Source organism: Sanguibacter sp. Z1732, from assembly GCF_051020515.1.
Taxonomy (GTDB): Bacteria; Actinomycetota; Actinomycetes; order Actinomycetales; family Beutenbergiaceae; genus CALKWS01.
On record NZ_CP194857.1, the window covers coordinates 2,646,107 to 2,665,405 of the forward strand.

General features: G+C 70.9%; 21 protein-coding genes and 1 pseudogene. 13 read left to right on the top strand and 9 right to left on the bottom strand.

Features of this window, described 5'->3' with window-relative positions; all coding sequences use genetic code 11:
- Positions 1-33: 33 nt before the first annotated feature.
- Both larE and larB read left to right on the top strand, forming a co-directional pair.
- Entirely contained in the window at positions 34-882 is an 849-nt protein-coding gene (larE, locus tag ACRRRO_RS13970; RefSeq protein WP_424796808.1) for an ATP-dependent sacrificial sulfur transferase LarE, read from the top strand.
- Complete coding sequence (gene larB, locus ACRRRO_RS13975) at positions 875-1,552, top strand: nickel pincer cofactor biosynthesis protein LarB (RefSeq protein WP_424796809.1); 678 nt, start codon at positions 875-877, stop codon at positions 1,550-1,552. The genes larE and larB overlap by 8 nt, the downstream gene beginning before the upstream one ends.
- 34 nt (positions 1,553-1,586) lie before the next feature.
- On the opposite strand, the gene ACRRRO_RS13980 is transcribed toward larB, so the two are convergent.
- The 4 genes from ACRRRO_RS13980 to ACRRRO_RS13995 all read right to left on the bottom strand — a co-directional run bounded on the left by ACRRRO_RS13980 (position 1,587) and on the right by ACRRRO_RS13995 (position 4,656).
- A complete protein-coding gene (locus ACRRRO_RS13980; RefSeq protein WP_434080432.1) occupies positions 1,587-2,033 on the bottom strand; it encodes a LuxR C-terminal-related transcriptional regulator in 447 nt (148 codons plus the stop codon).
- Positions 2,006-2,215 (bottom strand): response regulator transcription factor, encoded by a 210-nt coding sequence (locus ACRRRO_RS13985; RefSeq protein WP_434080433.1) that lies wholly within the window; start codon positions 2,213-2,215, stop codon positions 2,006-2,008. The genes ACRRRO_RS13980 and ACRRRO_RS13985 overlap by 28 nt, the downstream gene beginning before the upstream one ends.
- The gene (locus tag ACRRRO_RS13990; protein ID WP_434080434.1) at positions 2,212-2,850 is read right to left on the bottom strand and encodes a sensor histidine kinase; all 639 of its coding nucleotides are present in this window, start codon (positions 2,848-2,850) and stop codon (positions 2,212-2,214) included. The genes ACRRRO_RS13985 and ACRRRO_RS13990 overlap by 4 nt, the downstream gene beginning before the upstream one ends.
- A 585-nt stretch (positions 2,851-3,435) precedes the next feature.
- Positions 3,436-4,656 carry a DUF418 domain-containing protein gene (locus ACRRRO_RS13995; RefSeq protein WP_434080435.1) on the bottom strand — a complete coding sequence of 407 codons (1,221 nt, stop codon included), beginning with the start codon at positions 4,654-4,656 and terminating at the stop codon, positions 3,436-3,438.
- A 314-nt stretch (positions 4,657-4,970) separates the two neighbouring features.
- Here ACRRRO_RS13995 and ACRRRO_RS14000 point away from each other — a divergent pair, with 314 nt between their 5' ends.
- The 5 genes from ACRRRO_RS14000 (at position 4,971) to ACRRRO_RS14020 (ending at position 9,942) form a co-directional block, all read left to right on the top strand.
- A complete protein-coding gene (locus ACRRRO_RS14000) occupies positions 4,971-6,812 on the top strand; it encodes an acetolactate synthase large subunit (protein ID WP_424796813.1) in 1,842 nt (613 codons plus the stop codon).
- A gap of 8 nt (positions 6,813-6,820) precedes the next feature.
- Positions 6,821-7,345, top strand: a complete 525-nt coding sequence (gene ilvN / locus ACRRRO_RS14005; RefSeq protein WP_434080436.1) for an acetolactate synthase small subunit — start codon at positions 6,821-6,823, stop codon at positions 7,343-7,345.
- A gap of 58 nt (positions 7,346-7,403) precedes the next feature.
- A complete protein-coding gene (ilvC, locus tag ACRRRO_RS14010) occupies positions 7,404-8,432 on the top strand; it encodes a ketol-acid reductoisomerase (protein WP_424796814.1) in 1,029 nt (342 codons plus the stop codon).
- 167 nt (positions 8,433-8,599) lie between these two features.
- Positions 8,600-9,085: a GNAT family N-acetyltransferase gene (locus ACRRRO_RS14015; protein ID WP_434080437.1), complete on the top strand. Its 486-nt coding sequence runs from the start codon at positions 8,600-8,602 to the stop codon at positions 9,083-9,085.
- Between the two features lie 101 nt (positions 9,086-9,186).
- Positions 9,187-9,942 (top strand): class I SAM-dependent methyltransferase, encoded by a 756-nt coding sequence (locus ACRRRO_RS14020; RefSeq protein ID WP_434080438.1) that lies wholly within the window; start codon positions 9,187-9,189, stop codon positions 9,940-9,942.
- A gap of 50 nt (positions 9,943-9,992) precedes the next feature.
- Here ACRRRO_RS14020 and ACRRRO_RS14025 read toward each other — a convergent pair whose 3' ends face one another.
- The 4 genes and pseudogenes from ACRRRO_RS14025 to ACRRRO_RS14040 all read right to left on the bottom strand — a co-directional run bounded on the left by ACRRRO_RS14025 (position 9,993) and on the right by ACRRRO_RS14040 (position 12,748).
- A complete protein-coding gene (locus ACRRRO_RS14025) occupies positions 9,993-11,093 on the bottom strand; it encodes a YeiH family protein (RefSeq protein WP_424796816.1) in 1,101 nt (366 codons plus the stop codon).
- Positions 11,090-11,584 (bottom strand): proline racemase family protein, encoded by a 495-nt coding sequence (locus tag ACRRRO_RS14030; protein WP_434080439.1) that lies wholly within the window; start codon positions 11,582-11,584, stop codon positions 11,090-11,092. The genes ACRRRO_RS14025 and ACRRRO_RS14030 overlap by 4 nt, the downstream gene beginning before the upstream one ends.
- 40 nt (positions 11,585-11,624) lie before the next feature.
- Positions 11,625-12,104: pseudogene (locus tag ACRRRO_RS14035) on the bottom strand (proline racemase family protein); the annotation flags it as partial.
- Between the two features lie 23 nt (positions 12,105-12,127).
- A complete protein-coding gene (locus ACRRRO_RS14040; protein ID WP_424796818.1) occupies positions 12,128-12,748 on the bottom strand; it encodes a DUF4870 domain-containing protein in 621 nt (206 codons plus the stop codon).
- 146 nt (positions 12,749-12,894) lie between these two features.
- On the opposite strand from ACRRRO_RS14040, the gene ACRRRO_RS14045 reads away from it, so the two are divergent.
- The 6 genes from ACRRRO_RS14045 to ACRRRO_RS14070 all read left to right on the top strand — a co-directional run bounded on the left by ACRRRO_RS14045 (position 12,895) and on the right by ACRRRO_RS14070 (position 17,643).
- Positions 12,895-13,527, top strand: a complete 633-nt coding sequence (locus ACRRRO_RS14045; protein ID WP_424796819.1) for a hypothetical protein — start codon at positions 12,895-12,897, stop codon at positions 13,525-13,527.
- Between the two features lie 185 nt (positions 13,528-13,712).
- The gene (locus tag ACRRRO_RS14050; protein ID WP_434080440.1) at positions 13,713-14,150 is read left to right on the top strand and encodes a hypothetical protein; all 438 of its coding nucleotides are present in this window, start codon (positions 13,713-13,715) and stop codon (positions 14,148-14,150) included.
- Positions 14,151-14,163: 13 nt separating this feature from the next.
- Entirely contained in the window at positions 14,164-14,625 is a 462-nt protein-coding gene (locus tag ACRRRO_RS14055; RefSeq protein WP_434080441.1) for an FAD-dependent oxidoreductase, read from the top strand.
- The gene (locus ACRRRO_RS14060) at positions 14,577-15,329 is read left to right on the top strand and encodes an FAD-dependent oxidoreductase (protein ID WP_434080442.1); all 753 of its coding nucleotides are present in this window, start codon (positions 14,577-14,579) and stop codon (positions 15,327-15,329) included. The genes ACRRRO_RS14055 and ACRRRO_RS14060 overlap by 49 nt, the downstream gene beginning before the upstream one ends.
- A 100-nt stretch (positions 15,330-15,429) precedes the next feature.
- The gene (locus tag ACRRRO_RS14065; RefSeq protein ID WP_424796822.1) at positions 15,430-16,470 is read left to right on the top strand and encodes a 3-isopropylmalate dehydrogenase; all 1,041 of its coding nucleotides are present in this window, start codon (positions 15,430-15,432) and stop codon (positions 16,468-16,470) included.
- 39 nt (positions 16,471-16,509) lie between these two features.
- On the top strand, positions 16,510-17,643 hold the full coding sequence (locus ACRRRO_RS14070; protein ID WP_434080443.1) for a branched-chain amino acid aminotransferase: 1,134 nt from the start codon (positions 16,510-16,512) through the stop codon (positions 17,641-17,643).
- Between the two features lie 28 nt (positions 17,644-17,671).
- Here the strand turns inward: ACRRRO_RS14070 and ACRRRO_RS14075 are convergent, their stop codons facing one another.
- Entirely contained in the window at positions 17,672-18,793 is a 1,122-nt protein-coding gene (locus ACRRRO_RS14075) for a bifunctional 3'-5' exonuclease/DNA polymerase (RefSeq protein ID WP_434080444.1), read from the bottom strand.
- Positions 18,794-19,299: the final 506 nt, after the last annotated feature.

The window sequence follows — 19,299 nt, forward strand, 5'->3', positions numbered from 1 at the left end:
GACCGGGCTAAGCACAGCGAGGAGCAGCAGGCCATGACGACGATCCCCGTACTGGATGCGCCGGCCGAGCAGGCCGTGGCGAGCGTCGCGGAACAACTCAGCGGTCAGGTGCCGCTCGGGGTCGCCTACTCAGGTGGGGTGGACTCGGCCACGTTGCTCGCCCTGGCGGTTCGCGAACTCGGCACCGAGAACGTGGTGGCGATCCTGGGCATCTCACCGAGCCTGGCCACCGACGAACGCGCCGCGGCCCATGCCACGGCTGCGGCGATCGGGGCTCGGGTGGTGGAGGTCGAAACCCACGAGGCAGACTCGGCGCAGTACCGGGCCAACGGGCCGGACCGGTGCTTCCACTGCAAGGACGAGCTGTTCACCCGCATCTCCGCCGAGCTCGTCAGTGAACTCGGCCTGACCGCCGTCGCCTACGGCGAGAACGCCGACGACGCCAAGCGGCCGGACCGTCCCGGCGCCCAGGCTGCCACCAACCACCGGGTGCTCCGACCGCTGGCACAGGCGCAGATGACCAAGGCGATGGTGCGCCAGGTCGCCCGTGCCCTGGCCCTGCCGGTGGCGGACAAGCCGGCCGCACCGTGCCTGGCCTCGCGCATCCCGCACTACGAGGAGGTCACACCGGAGAAACTGCGCCAGGTGGATCAGGCCGAGGCGGGCCTGCGCCGCCTCGGCTTCACCGACTGCCGCGTGCGCCACCACGGTGACGTCGCCCGGCTCGAGTTGCTCCCGCAGGAGATGCACAGTGCCGTGCAACAGCGCGAGGAGGTCGACCGGGTGGTCCGGGACGCCGGCTTCCGGTTCGCGGCGATGGACCTGCGTGGCATCCAGTCCGGTGCCTTCACCCTGCCGCTGGTTTCCGTCACCCATGCGTGAGGCCTGGCGACCGGGCCCCGAACTCGACCGGATCGCCCACCTCGATCACGACCGCGCGGCCCGGCGTGGCTACCCCGAGGCGGTGCTGTGTGAGCCCAAGAGCCTCGAGCAACTCGCCCGCATCGCCGCCGAGGTCGGTGCCGGGGGCACGCCCACACTGTTCACCCGCGCCTCGGCCGAACAGGCGCACGCCATCCTGGCGGTGCTGCCCGACGCCTATCACGACCCCGGCGCCCGGCTGCTCGCCTGGCCCGCGCAGCCGCCCGAAGCGGACGGCGGGCTCGTCGTCGTCCTGGCCGCCGGGACCTCCGACCTGCCGGTGGCACGTGAGGCCGAGTTGACCGCCCGCTACCTGGGCCGGTCCACCGAACTGGTGGTCGATGTGGGGGTGGCGGGTCTGCACCGGGTGCTGGGACATCTGGACCTGCTGCGCGGTGCGCGGGCCGTCGTCGTGGCAGCCGGTATGGACGGGGCCCTGCCGAGCGTGGTGGCGGGGTTGGTGAGCGCCCCGGTGGTGGCGGTGCCCACGTCCGTGGGCTACGGCGCGGCGTTCGCCGGGCTCGCGCCGCTGCTGTCGATGCTCAACGCCTGCGCCCCGGGTGTCGCGGTGGTCAACATCGACAATGGCTACGGCGGTGGGCATCTGGCCGCCCAGATCGCCGCTTCCTGACCGGCACCCCTCCAGGCTGCGGAGGGCGGCCGGGTCAGAGCAGTCCCCTCTGGTAGGCGATCGCCACCGCGGCGGCCCGGTCGCTGGCACCGAGTTTGGTGTAGATGTGCTGCAGGTGTGTCTTCACGGTCGACTCCCCGAGGAACAACTCGGCCGCGATCTGGTGGTTCGTGCGGCCGGCCGCCACCCGTTGGAGCACCTCGCGCTCGCGGGCGCTCAGCGGACTCGGAGCCGGCTCCGGGGTGGCGGCCCGGCGCGCGTGCACCGACGGGGACAGGACCGGGCGCCCACCGGCGGTGGAGCGGACCGCCTCGTACAGCCGTGCTCGCTCGGTGTCCTTGAGCAGGTAGCTGCGCGCCCCGGCGGCCAGCGCGGCGTCGATGTCGGGCCGTGCGTCGTAGGTGGTCAGGACCAACACCTCGATCGTGGGATGGGCGTGGCTGATCGTGCTGATCAGTTCGATCCCGTCGATGCCGGGCATCCGCAGATCAGATCGGTGACCACCACGTCCACGGCGAGCCGGCCCAGCACCGCCAACGCTTCGGCGGCGGTGCCGGCCTCGGCGACGACAGCGAAATCCGGCTGGGTCTGCAGCTGCCCGCGCAGACCGTCCCGCACCACCGGGTGGTCATCGACGAGGAGCAGCCGGATCGGCTCGGTCATGGCGCGCCCGTCCTGCCGGGCAGCGGGACGGTGGTGGTCACGGTGGTGCCGGTGTCCGGGTCTGTGCGCACCTGGACCGCACCGCCCACGCCCTGCGCGCGCTCGGTCATGATCTGTAAGCCGTACCCCCTTGGGTTGGGGTCGCCGAAGCCGTCGCCGTCATCGGCGATGTCCAGGGCGATGGAGTCCCCGAAGTAGGACAGGGTCAGGTGGACCCGTCCGGCACCGGCGTGCCGGTGGATGTTCGTCAACGCTTCCCGGGTGATCCGCACCAGGGCGTCCTCGACGTCCCGGGGGGTGTCCACGACCGTTCCGGTGACGTGCACGCGGGTGGTGAGGCCATGGGCCCGCTCGAATGCCTCGGTGAGTTCGGTCAGGGCGAGGTGCAGGTACTGGTGATGGAGCGCCGTCGGCCGCAGTGCCTGGATCGAGAGCCTTGCCTCACGCAGGTTCTCCCGGGCCAGGTCGGTGCTGAGACGGACCCGGCCGCGGATGGGGTCCTCGGGCGCGAGTTCGGCGTCCAGCGCCTCGAGCTGGCTGACGATCCCGGACAGCGCCGCAGCGAGAGTGTCGTGGATCTCGGCCGCGAGTCGGGTGCGTTCGGCCAGGACACCGGATTCGCGGGCTTCGGTCACCAGCCGGTCCTGCAGTGCGACGTTCTCGGCCGATGCCCGTTCCAGGTCCTCGTGGGCCCGGGCGAGTTCGGTCAGAGCGGCCGTGCGTGCGGCCGTCTCGGCCTCCGATTTCCGGATGCTCCATCCGATGACCCCGGCCAGCGCCAGGCCGCCCAGGTTGACCGCCAGGTTCGGCTCCTGCCAGCCCAGGGCGCCGTGTGAGTGCCACTGGCACCGACGCCGCCAGGATTAGGCCCGCGTAGGCCCAGACGCCGGGAAGTGCGACGAAGGCGATCGCGTAGCAGACCAGGTACATCGGGAGATAACTCGGTGAGATTTCCAGCAGTAGTGCGCACAGCGCGACCAGGCCGACGAAGTACACCGCCATCGGCACCAAGGCCCGCTCCAGCCAGTGCCGGTGTCCGATGGCCCAGAAGGTGTGCCAGGCGACCAGTGCCAGACCGACGACGATGGTGCGCGGGGCCTGCGCCGCGCCGACCTGGCCGGTGAACCCGGCATAGGCGGAGGTGAGCAGGAGCATGGCATACGGCAGCAGCAGCCAGATCCAGTCGGTCCGGTCGCGGTGTGGCGCAGCACCCTGCGGCGTCATCCCCTGATCGTTGCACGTGCCGGCGCGCGGCGACCGCCGATGATCCTGGCAAGGATGGCCTCGGCCGGGCCGGTCCGCTCGCCCCAGGCTGCGGCGGCCAGCACGGTCAACGCCCAGGTCGCCAGCGCGAGTGCGGCTGCTGCCGCGGGACCGAGCCAGCCACCCCACCCCAGTGCGGCAGCCGGGAGCAGCGCGGCGAAGACCACGGACTGGGACACGTAGCAGGACAGCGACGTGCGCCCCGTTGCCTGCAGTGCCCGCACGCTCCAGTGCCGGTCCCGGCCGGACGCCGTCAGCGAGGCGCCGACCAGGGCGATCAGGGCGGCGTAACCGAGCCCGCAGGCCACCCCGGTGACCACGTGCAACCAGGAGACCGCGATCGTCAGGGGCAGGGCCGGGGTCCACATCCCGGCGCCGAGAAGGGCCGGACCCACCCCGCCGGCGAAGCCGGCGGTAATCCCGATCGCTGCCGTTCGGCGCAGCAGTATCCGGTGACGCTGCGGGTGCTCCAGGATGCGGTGCCGCCCGGCCCAGGCGCCGACCAGCATCGCGCTGAGGACGGCGGCCAAGCCGAATGGCCCCATCAGCCATTCGAGCAGCCGCAGCCCGGGGGCTTGGAGCGGGTCGGAGATGGTGTAGGACCAGAAGTAGGAACGCTCGGCTCTCGGGGTCGGGTCGGCGAAGATCACCCCCTGGACCGCTCCGGCCACGGCGAGCCAGACGGACGCCACCACGAGGAGCGCTCGGTCATCGAGCCGCAGCAGTCTGACCAGAACCACCCCGAGCAGCCCGTACCACCCCAGGATGTCGCCGGAGAACGCGAGTACGGCATGCAGCGCGCCGAAGAGAATCAGGCCCACCGAGCGACGGCGCAGGGTTCGCCGGATCTGGCTCTCGGCGATGCCCCGTTCCTGCCGGCGCCGGATCATCTGAACGATCCCGTAGCCGAACAAGGCCGCGAACAGTGGATAGGCGCGAGCATCTACCGCGACGCCCAGGAACGCGCTGACGGCCTGGTCCACGACGTTCCCGGTCAGGGTGTGCTGGCGCAGCCCGTAGGGCCGGCCGTGCAGGTAGATCATCACGTTCGCGACGGCGATCAGCGCCAGCATCAGGCCGCGGGCCAGGTCCGGGGCGAGGAAGCGTTCGGTGGCCGGTGGGGTGGGGCACGCTGCCGTGGGGTTCGAAGGCGCGGGGGTTGATGCGGCGAGGTCCATGCCTCGACGCTAGGCAGCGACACGATCGGCGCGTATCCTCCGATCGGGGGATATCGCCCCACCGTCGCACCGGGGTGAGAGCGGATCGAAGTGTCCACAGGCTGACCACGTGGCCCACTATATGAGACGGCTTGTCAGCGTTGGTGATTGCGGGGTTAGGATCGCCACCATGGTGAACGGGATCGTCCGAGTAGTCCTTATCCCCCGCGCGTGCGCGGGGGACTGAACACTCGTCCCCTCACCACGCGCCCCTCGATCGCCGCTTCGGCCGAGGGGTTTTTGTTTGTCTGATGTGATCTAGACCAGGAGGAGCGATGGCCAAGGTTCCGCACCCGGCACCGCCTCGCACGCACCCGCCCAAGCCGGCGCCGAGCACCACGAACGACGTCGTGTCCAGCCCGGCCGAGCCGATGACGGGCGCCCAGGCCGTCGTGCGTTCGCTGGAGGAGACCGGTACCGACGTCATCTTCGGCATTCCGGGCGGGGCGATCCTGCCGGTCTACGACCCGCTGTTCGACTCGCGCCGTCTGCGCCACATCCTGGTTCGTCACGAGCAGGGCGCGGGTCACGCAGCCACCGGATACGCGGCCGCCTCGGGCCGGGTCGGGGTCTGCATGGCCACCTCCGGCCCCGGCGCCACCAACCTGGTCACCCCCCTGGCCGATGCGCACATGGACTCGGTGCCGATGGTGGCGATCACCGGCCAGGTGGCGGCCCCGATGATCGGGACCGACGCCTTCCAGGAGGCCGACATCGTGGGCATCACGATGCCGATCACCAAGCACTCCTTCCTGGTCACCGACGCCGATGAGATCCCGGCCCGGATCGCCGAGGCCTTCCACCTGGCCCAGACCGGGCGGCCCGGCCCGGTGCTGGTGGACATCGCCAAGTCCGCGATGCAGGACCAGACGAACTTCGTCTGGCCCCCGGCCGAACTCGACGTGCCCGGGTACCGCCCCATCACCAAACCGCACGGCAAGCAGATCCGTGAGGCGGCCCGGCTGCTGGCCACCTCACGCAAGCCGGTGCTGTACGTGGGTGGGGGAGCGATCCGGTCCAACTCCGCCGCCGAGTTGCTGGAGTTGACCAACGCCTCCGGCGCCCCCGTGGTCACCACCCTGATGGCCCGCGGTGCGCTGCCCGATGCGCACCCGCAGAACCTGGGCATGCCTGGCATGCACGGCACCGTGGCGGCGGTGGCCGCACTGCAGAAGGCCGACCTGGTGGTGGCGCTGGGCGCCCGGTTCGACGACCGGGTGACCGGCAGACTGGACTCCTTCGCCCCCGGGGCCACCGTGGTGCACGCCGACATCGACCCGGCGGAGATCTCCAAGAACCGGTTAGCCGACGTGCCGATCGTCGGTGACCTGAAGGACGTTCTGCGCGAACTGACCGTGGCCGTGGACGCCGAACACGTCCAGCACGGCAAGCCGGACCTGGAGGGCTGGTGGCGCACCCTGGACCAGTTGCGTGAGACCTACCCCCTGGGCTGGACGCCCACCGAGGACGGCCTGCTGGCTCCGCAGCACGTGATCTCCCGGCTCGGGGAGATCTCGGGCCCCGAGGCGATCTACACCGCCGGGGTGGGCCAGCACCAGATGTGGGCCGCCCAGTTCATCCGGTACCAGAATCCGCGCACCTGGTTGAACTCCGGCGGGCTGGGCACGATGGGTTATGCGGTACCGGCGGCGATGGGCGCCAAGGTCGCCTATCCCGATTCCCTGGTCTGGGCGATCGACGGGGACGGGTGCTTCCAGATGACCAACCAGGAACTGGCCACCTGCGCCATCGAAGGCATCCCGATCAAGGTCGCGGTGATCAACAACTCCTCACTGGGCATGGTGCGGCAGTGGCAGACGCTGTTTTACGACCAGCGGTACTCCCACACCGACCTGAACACCGGTTTCGAGACCCGACGGATCCCGGACTTCGTCAAACTCGCCGAGGCCTACGGCTGCGTGGGGTTGCGATGTGAGAACGCCAAGGACGTCGACGCCACGATCAAGAGGGCCAACGAGATCGACGACCGGCCCGTGGTGGTGGACTTCACCGTCAGCGCAGATGCGATGGTGTGGCCGATGGTGGCTGCCGGGGTCTCCAACGACGACATCCAGTACGCCCGCGGCATCAGCCCGGACTTCGAACGCGACGAGTGAGGAACGACATGTCCCGACACACACTCTCGGTGCTGGTGGAGAACAAGCCCGGCGTCCTGACCCGCGTCTCGGCCTTGTTCGCCCGCCGGGCCTTCAACATTCACTCCCTGGCCGTGGGCCCGACCGAGCACGCCGAGATCTCCCGGATCACCGTGGTGGTGGATGTGGAGTCCAACGCCCTGGAGCAGGTCACCAAACAGTTGAACAAACTGGTGAACGTGATCAAGATCGTCGAGTTGCCCCCGGAGTCCTCGGTGCAGCGCGAACTGCTCCTGGTCAAGGTGCGCGCCGACGACCACTCCCGCACCGCGGTGCTGCAGGTCGTGGAACTCTTCCGCGCCCATGTGGTGGATGTCTCCACGGAGGCTGTCACGGTCGAGGCCACCGGCGGGGAGGGCAAGATCAAGGCGCTCCTGACCGCGCTGGGCCCCTACGGGATCCGTGAGATCGTGCAATCCGGTTCGGTGGCCGTGGCGCGCGGTTCGCGCTCCATGACCGACCGGGCCCTGGAGCGGATCTCCCGCACCGCCTGAACCGAGCAACCCACTGACCTCTCACCAACCCACATCCCAACACTGAAGGAGTGCCACTGTGGCTGAACTTTTCTACGACGACGACGCCGACCTGTCCCTGATCGCAGCGAAGAAGGTCGCCGTCATCGGGTACGGCAGCCAGGGACACGCGCACGCGCTGAACCTGCGTGACTCCGGTGTGGACGTGCGCGTCGGACTGCGGGAGGGCTCGGCCTCGGCGACGAAAGCGAGCGAGGAGGGCCTGAAGGTGCTGGACGTGGCGGCGGCGACCGCCGAGGCCGACGTCGTCGTCATCCTCACCCCGGACCAGGTCCAGGCCGGCGTCTACGCTGCCGAGATCGCCCCGAACCTGCGCGATGGGGCCGCCCTGGTGTTCGGGCACGGCTTCAACATCCGGTACGGGTTCATCGAGCCCGCCGAGAACATCGACGTCTTCATGGTCGCCCCCAAGGGCCCCGGCCACCTGGTGCGCCGGGAGTACGTCGACGGGCGCGGGGTCCCGGTGCTCGTCGCGGTGGAGCAGGACCCTTCCGGCAACGCCTGGCAGTTGGCGCTGTCCTACGCCAAGGCGGTCGGCGGATTGCGCGCGGCGGGGATCAGGACCACCTTCACCGAGGAGACCGAGACCGACCTGTTCGGTGAGCAGGCGGTGCTGTGCGGCGGTACCTCCCAGTTGGTCCAGTACGGGTTCGAGGTGCTCACCGAGGCCGGCTACCAGCCCGAGGTCGCCTACTTCGAGGTTCTGCACGAGTTGAAGCTGATCGTGGACCTGATGTACGAGGGTGGGATCGCCAAGCAGCGCTGGTCCATCTCCGACACCGCCGAGTACGGCGACTACGTCTCCGGGCCGCGGGTCATCTCCCCGCAGGTGAAGGAGAACATGAAGGCGGTGCTGGAGGACGTGAAGAACGGGTCCTTCGCGCAGCGCTTCATGGATGACCAGAAGGCTGGTGGCACCGAGTTCAAGGAGTTGCGGGCCAAGGGTGAGCAGCACCCGATCGAGGGCACCGGTCGGGAACTGCGCAAGCTCTTCGCTTGGGTCAAGCCCAGCGACGCCGACTACACCGAGGGCAGCGCCGCGCGCTGACGCACGTTGCCCGCGAGGGCGACCCGCGATAGCGCCGTCGAATGCGGCCTCAGCCGGACCGGGACCACCTCAGGGCCGACTGGGGCCGCGTTCCTTGCTTCCGCGACCTCGGATCGGATCGGGAATACGCTCGCCCGTGACTGCTGCGGCGACTACCGTCGCGATCGATGAGAGCAGGGATCCGTGCCTACCGCGATGACGACGAGGCCTCCTGGCTGCGCTGCCGGGCCCTGAGTTTCCTCGGCTCGGCCTACTTCGATGACGTCAAGGCGGAGCGCACCACCTTCGAGAACGAGTCGATTCAACTTGTCGCCACCGGGCCCCGGCCTGCGCACGTGCGTACCCCGGGCAGCGAGCAGGTGGTGGGCATCCTCGACCTGGAGCTGTGGGACGACGAGGGAGTGCCGGCGGCCACCATCGACACCATCGGCGTGCATCCGGACCATCAGCGCCACGGCATCGCCGATGCCCTCCTGGGCGAGGCCCTGGCCCGGCTGGCGGCCGCCGGTACCACCGTGCTGGATGCCTGGACCCGGGAGGATGGGGCCGCGAACGCCTGGTACGTGCGCCACGGATTCCGGGTGGCCCAGGAGTATCTGCATGTGCACGCCGGTGCGGGGGAGCGCATGACTTCACCTCCCCCGCGGGCCTGAGCCGCCCGGTCGAGGCGTTCTGCCACGCCCGGCTCGCCGATGAGCAGGCGATGCGCGCCCGGTACGCGCGTGTGCACCGCTGCCGCCGGTACACGCGCCCGGTGCGTATTCCCACCTGGACCCAGGACCCGGCGCTGGTGGCGACGTATGACGCCGAGTGTGCCGGGCGCCGGGACCACGACTTCTACCTCGCCCTGGCCCGGCGATTACCGGCCGAACGCGTCACCGACCTCGGGTGCGGCACCGGCGTGCTCGCCGTCGATCTGGCTGCCGCCGGGCACCAGGTCACCGGCGTGGACCCGGCCGGGGCGATCCTGGAGATTGCCCGCACCAGGCCCGGGGGTGAGCAGGTGCGGTGGATCCACGGCACGTCCGCCGACATGCCCGACGACGATGCCGACCTGGTGGTGATGGAGGGCCACGTGGCGCAGTACTTCCTCGGCGAGACTGAGTGGGCCCGGGTGCTCAGCGATCTCCATCGCACCCTGCGCCCGGGCGGTCACGTCGCTTTCGAGTCGCGCAACCCTGCTGCCCGCTGTTGGGAGACGTGGACCAGGAAGAACACCGAGGACACCTATCCCCACCCCGATGGCGGTCTGTTCCGGTCCTGGAGCCGCTCGATCGCGGTGGCCGAGTCCGCCGGCTACGGCGCCGTCGAGACCCACGAGGGCCATACGGTGCTGCCTGACGGCAGGCACCTGGTCAACCAGGAAACCCTCCGGTTCCGTACCCTGGCCGACCTCACCGACTCCCTGACCGCCGCGGGCTTCACCGTCACCGCCACCTGGGGCGACTTCTCCGGTGCCGACCTGACCGAGCACAGCCCGGAGTTCATCCTGCTCGCCCGCCGCGACTGAGACACCGGCGTGTGCTCAGGGAGCGTGCGGGATTTCGCCGGGCGGGCCGGTCAGGTGAGGGTGCCGGTAGCGGCCTGGGCGCCCAGGGCCGCGCCGGTGACGCCCAGCCACAGCCCGACCCCGAGGACCATCGGGCGCGCCCCCGTCCGCCGCAGGCCCGCGATGTCGACGCCGGCCCCGACCGCGCTGAGCGCCACGGTGATGAAGAACGTGGTCGCGGTCGTGACCGGATCGTGCAGGGCTCCGGGCACCAGCCCCAGGCTGTTCGCCACGACCAGCAGCACGAACCCGGTCAGGAACCACGGCACCAGGCGCCACACCGGGGGCCGGCCGGCGTGAGCAACTGCGCCGTCCTGCGGGCCCGTCCCGCTCCCGCTCCGGCCGTTGTCCACCCGAGCCCACCGCGCCACCAGCACCGACAGGCCCAGCACGATCGGGATGATGGCCAGCGTCCGGGTCAGCTTCACCACCACCGCGGTGTCGGCGGCCTCGGGGCCGAACGCACTCGCCGCCGCCAGCACCGAGGAGGTGTCATTGACGGCGGCGCCCACGAGGATCCCGAACGCCTCCGGGCTCAACCCGGCCAGTTGACCCAGCACCGGGAAGGCCAGCACGGCGGCGATGTTGCAGGCGAAGACCGTCGAGAGCGCATAAGCGACCTTGTCCGCCGTCGGGCGTAGTACCGGAGTGACCGCGGCGATGGCCGAGGCCCCGCAGATCGCCGTGCCCACCCCCAGCAGGGTGCGCAGATCGCGGTCCACACCGAGGGCTTGCCCGAGCAGCCACGCTCCGACCAGGGCTGCCACGATCACCGCGACCAGCACCGGCAGCGCTGCGACACCGGCGTCGGCAACCTGCTCCCAGGACAGCTGTGCCCCGAGCAGGACCACCGCCACTTGTAGCACCCGGGAGCCGGACCACCGCAACCCCGGGGCCAACCGGTCACTGCGCCGGGGGCCGTCGGGGCCGCCGCGACGCCACCGGAGCAGGGCCACCGCCAGCCCGAGCAGCACCCCCAGCACGGGTGCACCGATCAGCGGGAGCAGCGGAGCGGCCACCGTGGCCACAGCGGCGAGCACGACGGCGAGGCCCAGGCCGGGCAGCATGGAGCGCCACCGCCGGCGCTCACCGAGGCGGGATGTGGCTGTCAACGCAGCACGAACCCGGGAACAAGGGGGTCGAGCGGATCGACCGTGAACGTACTGTCGCCGGTCCGGTAGGCCATCCCGGTCACCTCCGGCAGCACGGCCGGGTATCCGGCCACCTCGAGCCGGTCCACGATCCGGGCGGTGAAGCGGGAGTCGACGATGGAGGAGTGCACCAGCATCTCGCCGGCACCGAGTTCACCGGCAGCGGCCAGGGTGGCCAGACGCGCGGCGGTGCCCGATCCGCACGGGGAGCGGTCCAGTTCCCCGTCGGCGAAGATCGTGGCGTTGCGCTGGCGGATCTCGCCCGGCTCGGTGGCGGGCAACCGCTGGAACAAGATCGTCCCGTAGATCCCGCTGAGCCGGGGGTCCACGGGGTGGCGGGCCACCTCGGTCTCGTTCAGGGCCCACTTGATCTGCCGGCCGAGGGCGATCAGTTCCCCGGTGTGCTCCGGGTCGATCGAGAGGCCGACGGGTGGAGGCGTCCAGTTGGGCATAGATGGCACCGCCGTAGGAGACGTCGACGAGGAACTCACCGGCGCTGGTTCGCACCGGCACCGAGCTGGCCAGGACGTAGCCGGGCACGCTGAGGAAGTCCACCCCGATGATCTGACCCTGCTCGGTGTGCACGCGTGCGGTGACCCGGCCGGAGGGTACGTCGATGACCACGTCGGTGGTGCCGGTTTCCGGGGCGCTGACCCGGCCGGTCCGCACCGCCCACACACCGAGGGCGATCGTGCCGTGCCCGCACGCGGTGGAGAAGCCGTCCTTGTGCCAGAACAACACCCCGAAGTGCGCGCCGTCGTCATCGGGTGGGGTGATGAACCCGCCGTACATGTCGGCGTGCCCGCGCGGTTCGTGGCAGAGGATCTGGCGCACCCGGTCGGCCGGACCGTCCGACATCGCGTGCATGCGACGTTCGGCGACGGTGCGTCCGGGCAGGGGGGCACCAGGATCGGTGACGATCCGGAACGGTTCCCCGCCGGTGTGGTAATCCTCGGTGCGGTAGGTCTCCATCAGGGCCTCTTGTGAGCACTGCGTCACGTCAGGATCGGCACCTGGAATGGGTAGGTGTAGATCTCCCGGCGGTTGGCCCGTACCGCGCCGAGGATGGAGAAGACCACCTGCGCGCCCACGGCCACCAACCAGATCACGATGCCCAGCGGGATCAGCACGATGGTGAAGAAGCAGATCCACCCGATGATGATCGCGACCCACACGGTGATGTGGAAGTTGAACGCCGTGGCCGAAGCGTTGCGGACCAGCGGGCCGCGGTCGCGGAAGAACATCCAGATCAGCAGCGGGCCCAGCACGGACAGGAACCCGGCGCTGACCACGAAGGCGATGATGGGTGACAGGTGCGCCACGATCGCCAACGTGCGCTCATCGGAGCCGGCGCCCGGGTCGCTCGGCCGGCCGTCGTGCTGGTGGCCGCCGTAGTACCCGCCGCCCTGGCCGCCGGCGCCCTGGTACCCGCCGCCCTGGCCGCCGGCGCCCTGGTACCCGCCGACCGGTGGGCGGCCACCCTGGCCGGCAGCGCCCGGGTGCCCACCGACCGGTGGGCCGCCGGGGAGCGGGTTCTGCGGGTACTGGCCGCCCGGGTTCTGGGCGCCGGGGGAGTGCTCTCCCGGTCCTGGCGCATTCGGGTAGTCCTGGGACATGGGCCCTCCAACCGTTATGCCCCGGATGTGCCGGGGCGAAAGTGTGCGCTCAGCCTGACCGATCCTCGGTGCTGCTGTCGAGCCGCTCGCCCGGACGACGCGATTTCGTGTCATGGAACTCGGGCCGAGGGTCATAGGATTCGGCCATGGCCGACTCCGACCGTGCCGAGCAGCCCCCGGGCTCGGCTGGCGCTTCGCGGTCCCTGCCTAGCGAACGGGAGGCTCGGACGGCCGCCACCCACGCTGCCCGGGCGCTGGCGCTGGCGGTCCGGGTGCTGCGCTGGCCCTCACTGCTGCTGGCGCTGATCCCGGTGGTGCCGCTGGCCGGGCTGGTCTGGGTGATGGCCGGGCTGCGCCGCCCGGTGGGGCTGATCGTGGTGGGTGTGCTGATCGCGATCGGGCTGACGGTCGAGGTGGCCTTCGTGCTGCGTCGACGGGCCTATCTGCGTGCGGCGGCACAGCCGGAGCAACTCGCCGATGAGTTCCGGGCGCTGCTGCGCCCCGGTCTGCTCAGCAAGGACCTGCTGGAGAAGGTCCGCGACATCGCCGCACGCGGGGGTCTGTTGCTGCTGCGCCGGTTGCGGAGCCTGTGGGTCCTGGTGCGCCTGCCCGACCAGGTGATCGGCATTCTGGATGACTACCCCAGGGCCAGGTTGTTCATCCCGCCGACCCTGGGCACCAGCGGGCTTCGGGTGCTTGCGCAGGCCTACCTGAGTGCGCTGTCCTGGCTGGCGCTGATCCTGGTGCTCGCTCTGCGTGCTGCGGGCTACCTCACCTGAGCACGGCGGTTCCCGGCCTGACCAGGAGTTGACGCCGCTGCTGGCATGAGTCGATCTGCGGATGCGGCCGGCGTGGGTCGACCAGCGGATGCGGCCGGCGTCGAGCCGCTGGTACAGCCGGCATGCGTCGACCGCAGGTCCGGCCCGCACTGCGCCCGCGCCCGCACCTGCGGCATGATGGACCGATGACGTCTGAGGCCGCGGTGGAACGTTTCTGGATACAGGCCCGCATCGAGGGAAACCTGAACCGGCTCGAGGTCGTGATCGGGCAGAACGTGCAGAACACGGTCCCGCCCCCGGTCTGGTCCACCTCCCCGGACCCGGCAACCGCCACCGCCGAGGTCGAGGAACTCCTCAGCAGCGGCACCATGACCCAGGCGGTGCCGGTGGCGGACCTGACCAGTGCCGGGCAGCCGCCCGCGCAGGTGGGTGACCTGGGCATCGTGCTCGACGGCGAGGGAGAGCCCCGGGCGCTGGTGCGCACGGTGACCGTGGATGTGGCCGAGTCCCATCCGGACGTGCCCGATGCCGCCGCCGGCACCGTCCAGGTGGAGCATCTGGAGGTGCTCTACCCACGGCGCCGCAAGCGGCACGCACGCGAGAAGGTCGGGGCGGACCGGTGAGCCGGGCGCGCAGATGAGACCGGCCGGTGGCGCGCTCGACCACGACGTGGTGGTGATCGGTGCCGGACTGGCCGGTGCGGCTACCGCGTGGCAGGCCGCCGGCCGCGGCCTGGACGTGCTGGTGCTGGAACAGTTCGGCCCCGACCACGATCGCGGCTCCTCCCACGGCAGCGCCCGGATCGTGCGGCGGGCCTATGCCGATGCCCTCTACACACAGTTGACCGGCCGTGCCTTCGAGTTGTGGCGCGAGGCCGAGCTCGCTGCTGGGGCAACCCTGCTGAACCACCTCGGCGCCCTGGACTTCGGTCCGGACCGGCGGGTGGACCAGATCGTGGCGAACCTGTCCGGCGCCGGCGTGGCACACGAGGTGCTCAGCCCGACCGAGGCGACGCACCGCTGGCCGGGCATGGGGTCTTCGACACCCCGGTGGTGCATCACGCCGAGGCCGGCACCGTGGACGCCGAGACGGCGGTGACCACCTTCCTGGACCTGGCTCGAGGCCATGGCGCGCAGGTGCGGTTCGACCAGCCCGTGACCGATGTCAGCGTGGCGGGCAACCACGACAGCGCCACCGTCCGCCTGGGTGACCAGGAGATCCGAACTCGGGCCGTGGTCATCACGGCGGGGGCGTGGCTGCCGGACCTGACCAGGGGCATGGTGCTGGATCCGGTCCTCCCGGAGTTGTCGATCACCCAGGAGCAGACCTTTCACTTCCCGCGCGCCGACCCCTCCCAGCACCCGTGGCCCAGCACCATCCACGCCGCCGAGGGGTTCGAGATCTACCACCTCTCCGGCGGCCGCGACGGTGGCGCCGGCCTGGACCGCAAGGTCGCCGAGCACCATCACGGCCGGCCCACCAGTGCCACCGGTCGTGACGGGCTCATCGATCCGGCCGGAACCGAACGCGTGCAGGCCTATGTCCGCCGATGGCTGCCCGGCCTGGATCCCGAGCCGGCCAACGCCAGCACCTGCCTGTACACCACCACGCCGACCCAGAACTTCCTGGTCGACCGGATCGGACCGGTGGTGCTGTGCTCGGCCTGTTCGGGACACGGTGCCAAGTTCGCCCCGCTCATCGGAGAGTGGATGACGGCGCTGCTCACCGGGACCGGTCGGGTCCCCGAACGCTTCGCCCTGGCCGCCCACGGCCCGGGAGCGAGGCGGAGCTGGTCGCTCTGAGACGCACCCGCTCGACCGCCGGACATCGGTGACGGAGCCAGGCGCTCAACTGGCGAGACGTTCCGTCCGAACCGTGGGACCGGTGCGCTACGGTGGGGCCATGTCGCGCACTATCAAACTCGCTGTCATCGCCGGGGACGGAATCGGCCGGGACGTCACCGGCGAGGCCCGCAAGGTCCTGGACGCCGTACTGGCCGGAAGCGGTGTCACGGTGCAGGCAACCGAACTCGATCTGGGCGCGGGGCGCTGGCACGCCACCGGAGAGACACTCACCGAGGCGGACCTGGAGACCATCAAGGCCCATGACGCCATCCTGCTCGGCGCCGTCGGGGACCCCTCGGTGCCCAGCGGTGTGCTGGAGCGGGGACTGTTGCTGCGGCTGCGGTTCGAGTTGGACCACTACGTGAACCTGCGCCCGGCCAAGATCTTCCCGGGCATCCCCTCGCCCCTGGCCGATCCGGGCCAGGTGGACTTCGTCGTCGTCCGGGAAGGAACCGAAGGTCCCTACGTCGGCAACGGCGGTTCGGTGCGCACCGGCACACCCCAGGAGATCGCCACCGAGGTCAGCGTGAACACCGCGTTCGGGGTGGAGCGGGTGGTCCGGGACGCCTTCGACCGCGCTCAGGCCCGGCCCCGCAAGAAGCTGACCCTGGTTCACAAGCACAACGTGCTGGTGCACGCCGGGCACCTGTGGCGGCGCACCGTGGACGCCGTCGGGGCCGAGTGCCCCGAGGTGGCCGTGGACTACCTGCACGTGGACGCCGCGACCATCTTCATGGCCACCGACCCGGCCCGGTTCGACGTCATCGTCACCGACAACCTGTTCGGGGACATCATCACCGATCTGGCTGCGGCGATCGCCGGCGGGATCGGACTGGCTGCCTCGGGCAACATCAACCCCACCGGTGCCCACCCCTCGATGTTCGAGCCGGTGCACGGCTCGGCCCCCGACATCGCCGGGCAGGAGAAGGCCGACCCCACCGCGGCGGTGCTGTCGGTGGCGCTGATGCTGGCACACCTGGGCCTGGACGAACAGGCCGAGCGGATCGAGCAGGCGGTCGCCGCCGACATCGCCGAACGCAGCGGCGCCCGCTCGACCTCCGAGATCGGGGACGCCCTGGCGCAGCGCGTCCGCGCCTGATCCGCCAGTTGCTACCACCGCCCAGCCGTGGGGGGTAGCGTGATCCCATCACGACCGGCGAAGGGGCACGATGAGTACCGAAACCACTGCGGCGCGACCTTCGAGGTGCGCCCCACCTCACATCCGCGCACGCAGACCGAGCGCGAGCAGGCCCTTGCCGACCTGAGCTTCGGCAAGGTGTTCACCGACCACATGGCCCGAGCGGTGTGGACGAAGGATGAGGGCTGGCACGACCACCGGGTGGAGGCCTACGGCCCGCTGAGCCTGGACCCGGCCACCGCCGTGCTGCACTACGCCCAGGAGATCTTCGAAGGGCTCAAGGCCTACCGGCACGCCGACGGCTCGGTGTGGACGTTCCGGCCCCACGCCAACGCCGCGCGCTTCGCCGCCAGCGCCCGGCGGCTGGCCCTGCCGGAACTGCGCGAGGCCGACTTCATCGGCTCGATCGAGGCGTTGGTGCGCACCGACACCGAGTGGGTGCCGGACTCCCCGGGCTCCTCGCTGTACCTGCGCCCGTTCATGTTCGCCTCCGAGTCGTTCCTGGGCGTGCGCCCGGCGCACCGCGTGGACTACCTCGTGATCGCCTCCCCGTCCGGGCCCTACTTCACCTCCGGCTTCAGCCCGGTCTCGATCTGGGTCACCACCGACTTCCATCGCTCCGGACCCGGGGGCACCGGCGCCGCGAAGTGCGGCGGCAACTACGCCGCCAGCCTGCTGCCCCAGCAGCAGGCCACGGACAACGGCTGCTCCCAGGTGTGCTTCCTGGACGCGGCCACCGGCACGTTGCTGGAGGAGTTGGGCGGGATGAACGTGTTCTTCGTCGACGCGGACGGCGCCGTGCACACTCCCGAACTCACCGAGACCATCCTGGCGGGTGTCACCCGCTCCTCGGTACTGCGGATCATGGCCGACGACGGCCGCACCGTGTACGAGCGCCCGTTGCCGTTCGCCGAGATCGCCGAGCAGATCCGCAGCGGGCACATTGTGGAGGCCTTCGCCTGCGGGACCGCGGCGGTGGTCACCCCGATCGGCCAGTTCAAGGGCACCGGACTGGACCTGACGGTGGGCGACGGCGGGCCAGGTGCGGTCACCACCGGCCTGCACGCCAAACTCACCGACGTGCAGTACGGGCGAGCCGAGGACACCTACGGCTGGATGCACCGGCTGGCCTGAGCGCAACCGGCTGGCCTATGCCACCTCGTCAGGCCGCCTGGTCGTAGTCGGTGACCACGGACACGCTCAGCGGGAAGTCCACCGCGGTCTGCCCGAACATCAGCGTGCCGGCCGCCGTGGCTGCTGCCCGGACAGCCCCGGCGGCGGCCTCGGCCTGAGCCTGCGGTGCGTGCACGATGACCTCATCGTGCAAGAAGAAGACCAGGTGGGCACCGTCGCCATCGATGTCACCCTCGCCATCGGTATGGCCGTCGAGTTCGGACAGCCGACGACGGATCTCACCGAGCCAGCACAGCGCCCACTCCGCGGCGGTGCCCTGCACCACGAAGTTGCGGGTGAAGCGGCCCCACTCCCGGGTGCGGCTGCGGGCGCGGCGCTGTGCCTCGGCGTCGGCGTCGGCCTGGTTGGACTGCCGCTGCTGCTCCACCCACTCCGGGCCCGGGGCGGGACTGGTCCGTCCCAACCAGGTGTGCACCACGCCCCCGGCCTCCCCGGTCCGTGCGGCGGTCTCGACCACGTCGATCGCCCGGGGGTAGGCCCGGCGCAACCGGGGCATCAGGGCGCCGGAGTCCCCGGTGGTGCCGCCGTAGAGGGCACCGAGCATCCCCACTTTCGCCGCATCCCGGGTGGGCACGACCCCGGAGTCGACCAGGCCCTGGTAGAGGTCGCCCCCGCGACCGGCCCGGGCCAGGGCCTGGTCGCCGGCCATCGCGGCCAGCACGCGGGGTTCGATCTGGGCTGCGTCGGCCACCACCAGGCGCCACCCGGCATCGGCTCGCAGGGCGCCGCGGACCTGCTTGGGCAATTGCAGTGCGCCCCCGCCGCTGGCGGCCCACCGGCCGGTCACCACCCCGCCGGGGACGTACTCGGGCCGGAACCGACCCTGGCGCCCGGCCGGGCCGTGTGGGTCGGGTGGGCTCACCCAGGCATCGAGCCACGCCCAGCCGTTGGCACTGAGCAGCCGGGCAAGTTTCTTGTACTCCAGCAGCGGTGCGATCACCGGATGGTCGATCCTGGCGAGTTCCCCCTTGCGGGTGGTGCGCACGTCCAGGCCCTGGGCGCGCAAGGCTCGCAGCACATCGGCGGGCGAGTCCGGGTTCAGTGCCGGGGTGTCCAGGTGGGTGCGGATCCGAACGGCCAGGTCCTCCAACTTCGCCGGGCGCAGTCCCGGTCCCGGGCGGGGGGGGGCCGAGTGCGGCGGTGAGCAGTTCCTCGTGCACGGCCCGGTCCCACGGCACCCCGTCGGCCTGCATCTCGGTCGCAATCAGGGCACCGACCGATTCAGCCGCCATCAGCAGCCGCAGCTTGCCCGGGGCCGGGTGAGCGCGGATGGCCTGGTCCTGCCGCGCGCGTTCAGCGTGTACCTGCGCCAGGGAGAACTCGTCGGCGCCGGTGGCGCCGAAGTGATCATCGAAGAGCCTCTCACCCTGGTCGGTGACCGAGGCCGCCAGGACTTCCACCGGTGTGTCCCAGGGGGAGTCGGGCCACTGTCGACCCGCTGGGGTGCGGCGCAGTATCGCGTGGCACAACCGCAGGTCCAGGCAGCGCCGCACCCGCACACCGGCGGGGAGCATGACGGCGGCGGCCGCACGGGTGTCGGCCCAGATCCACCGGGGCGGGGTATGGGTGTGCTCGGACTCCAGCGCGGCCACCCGC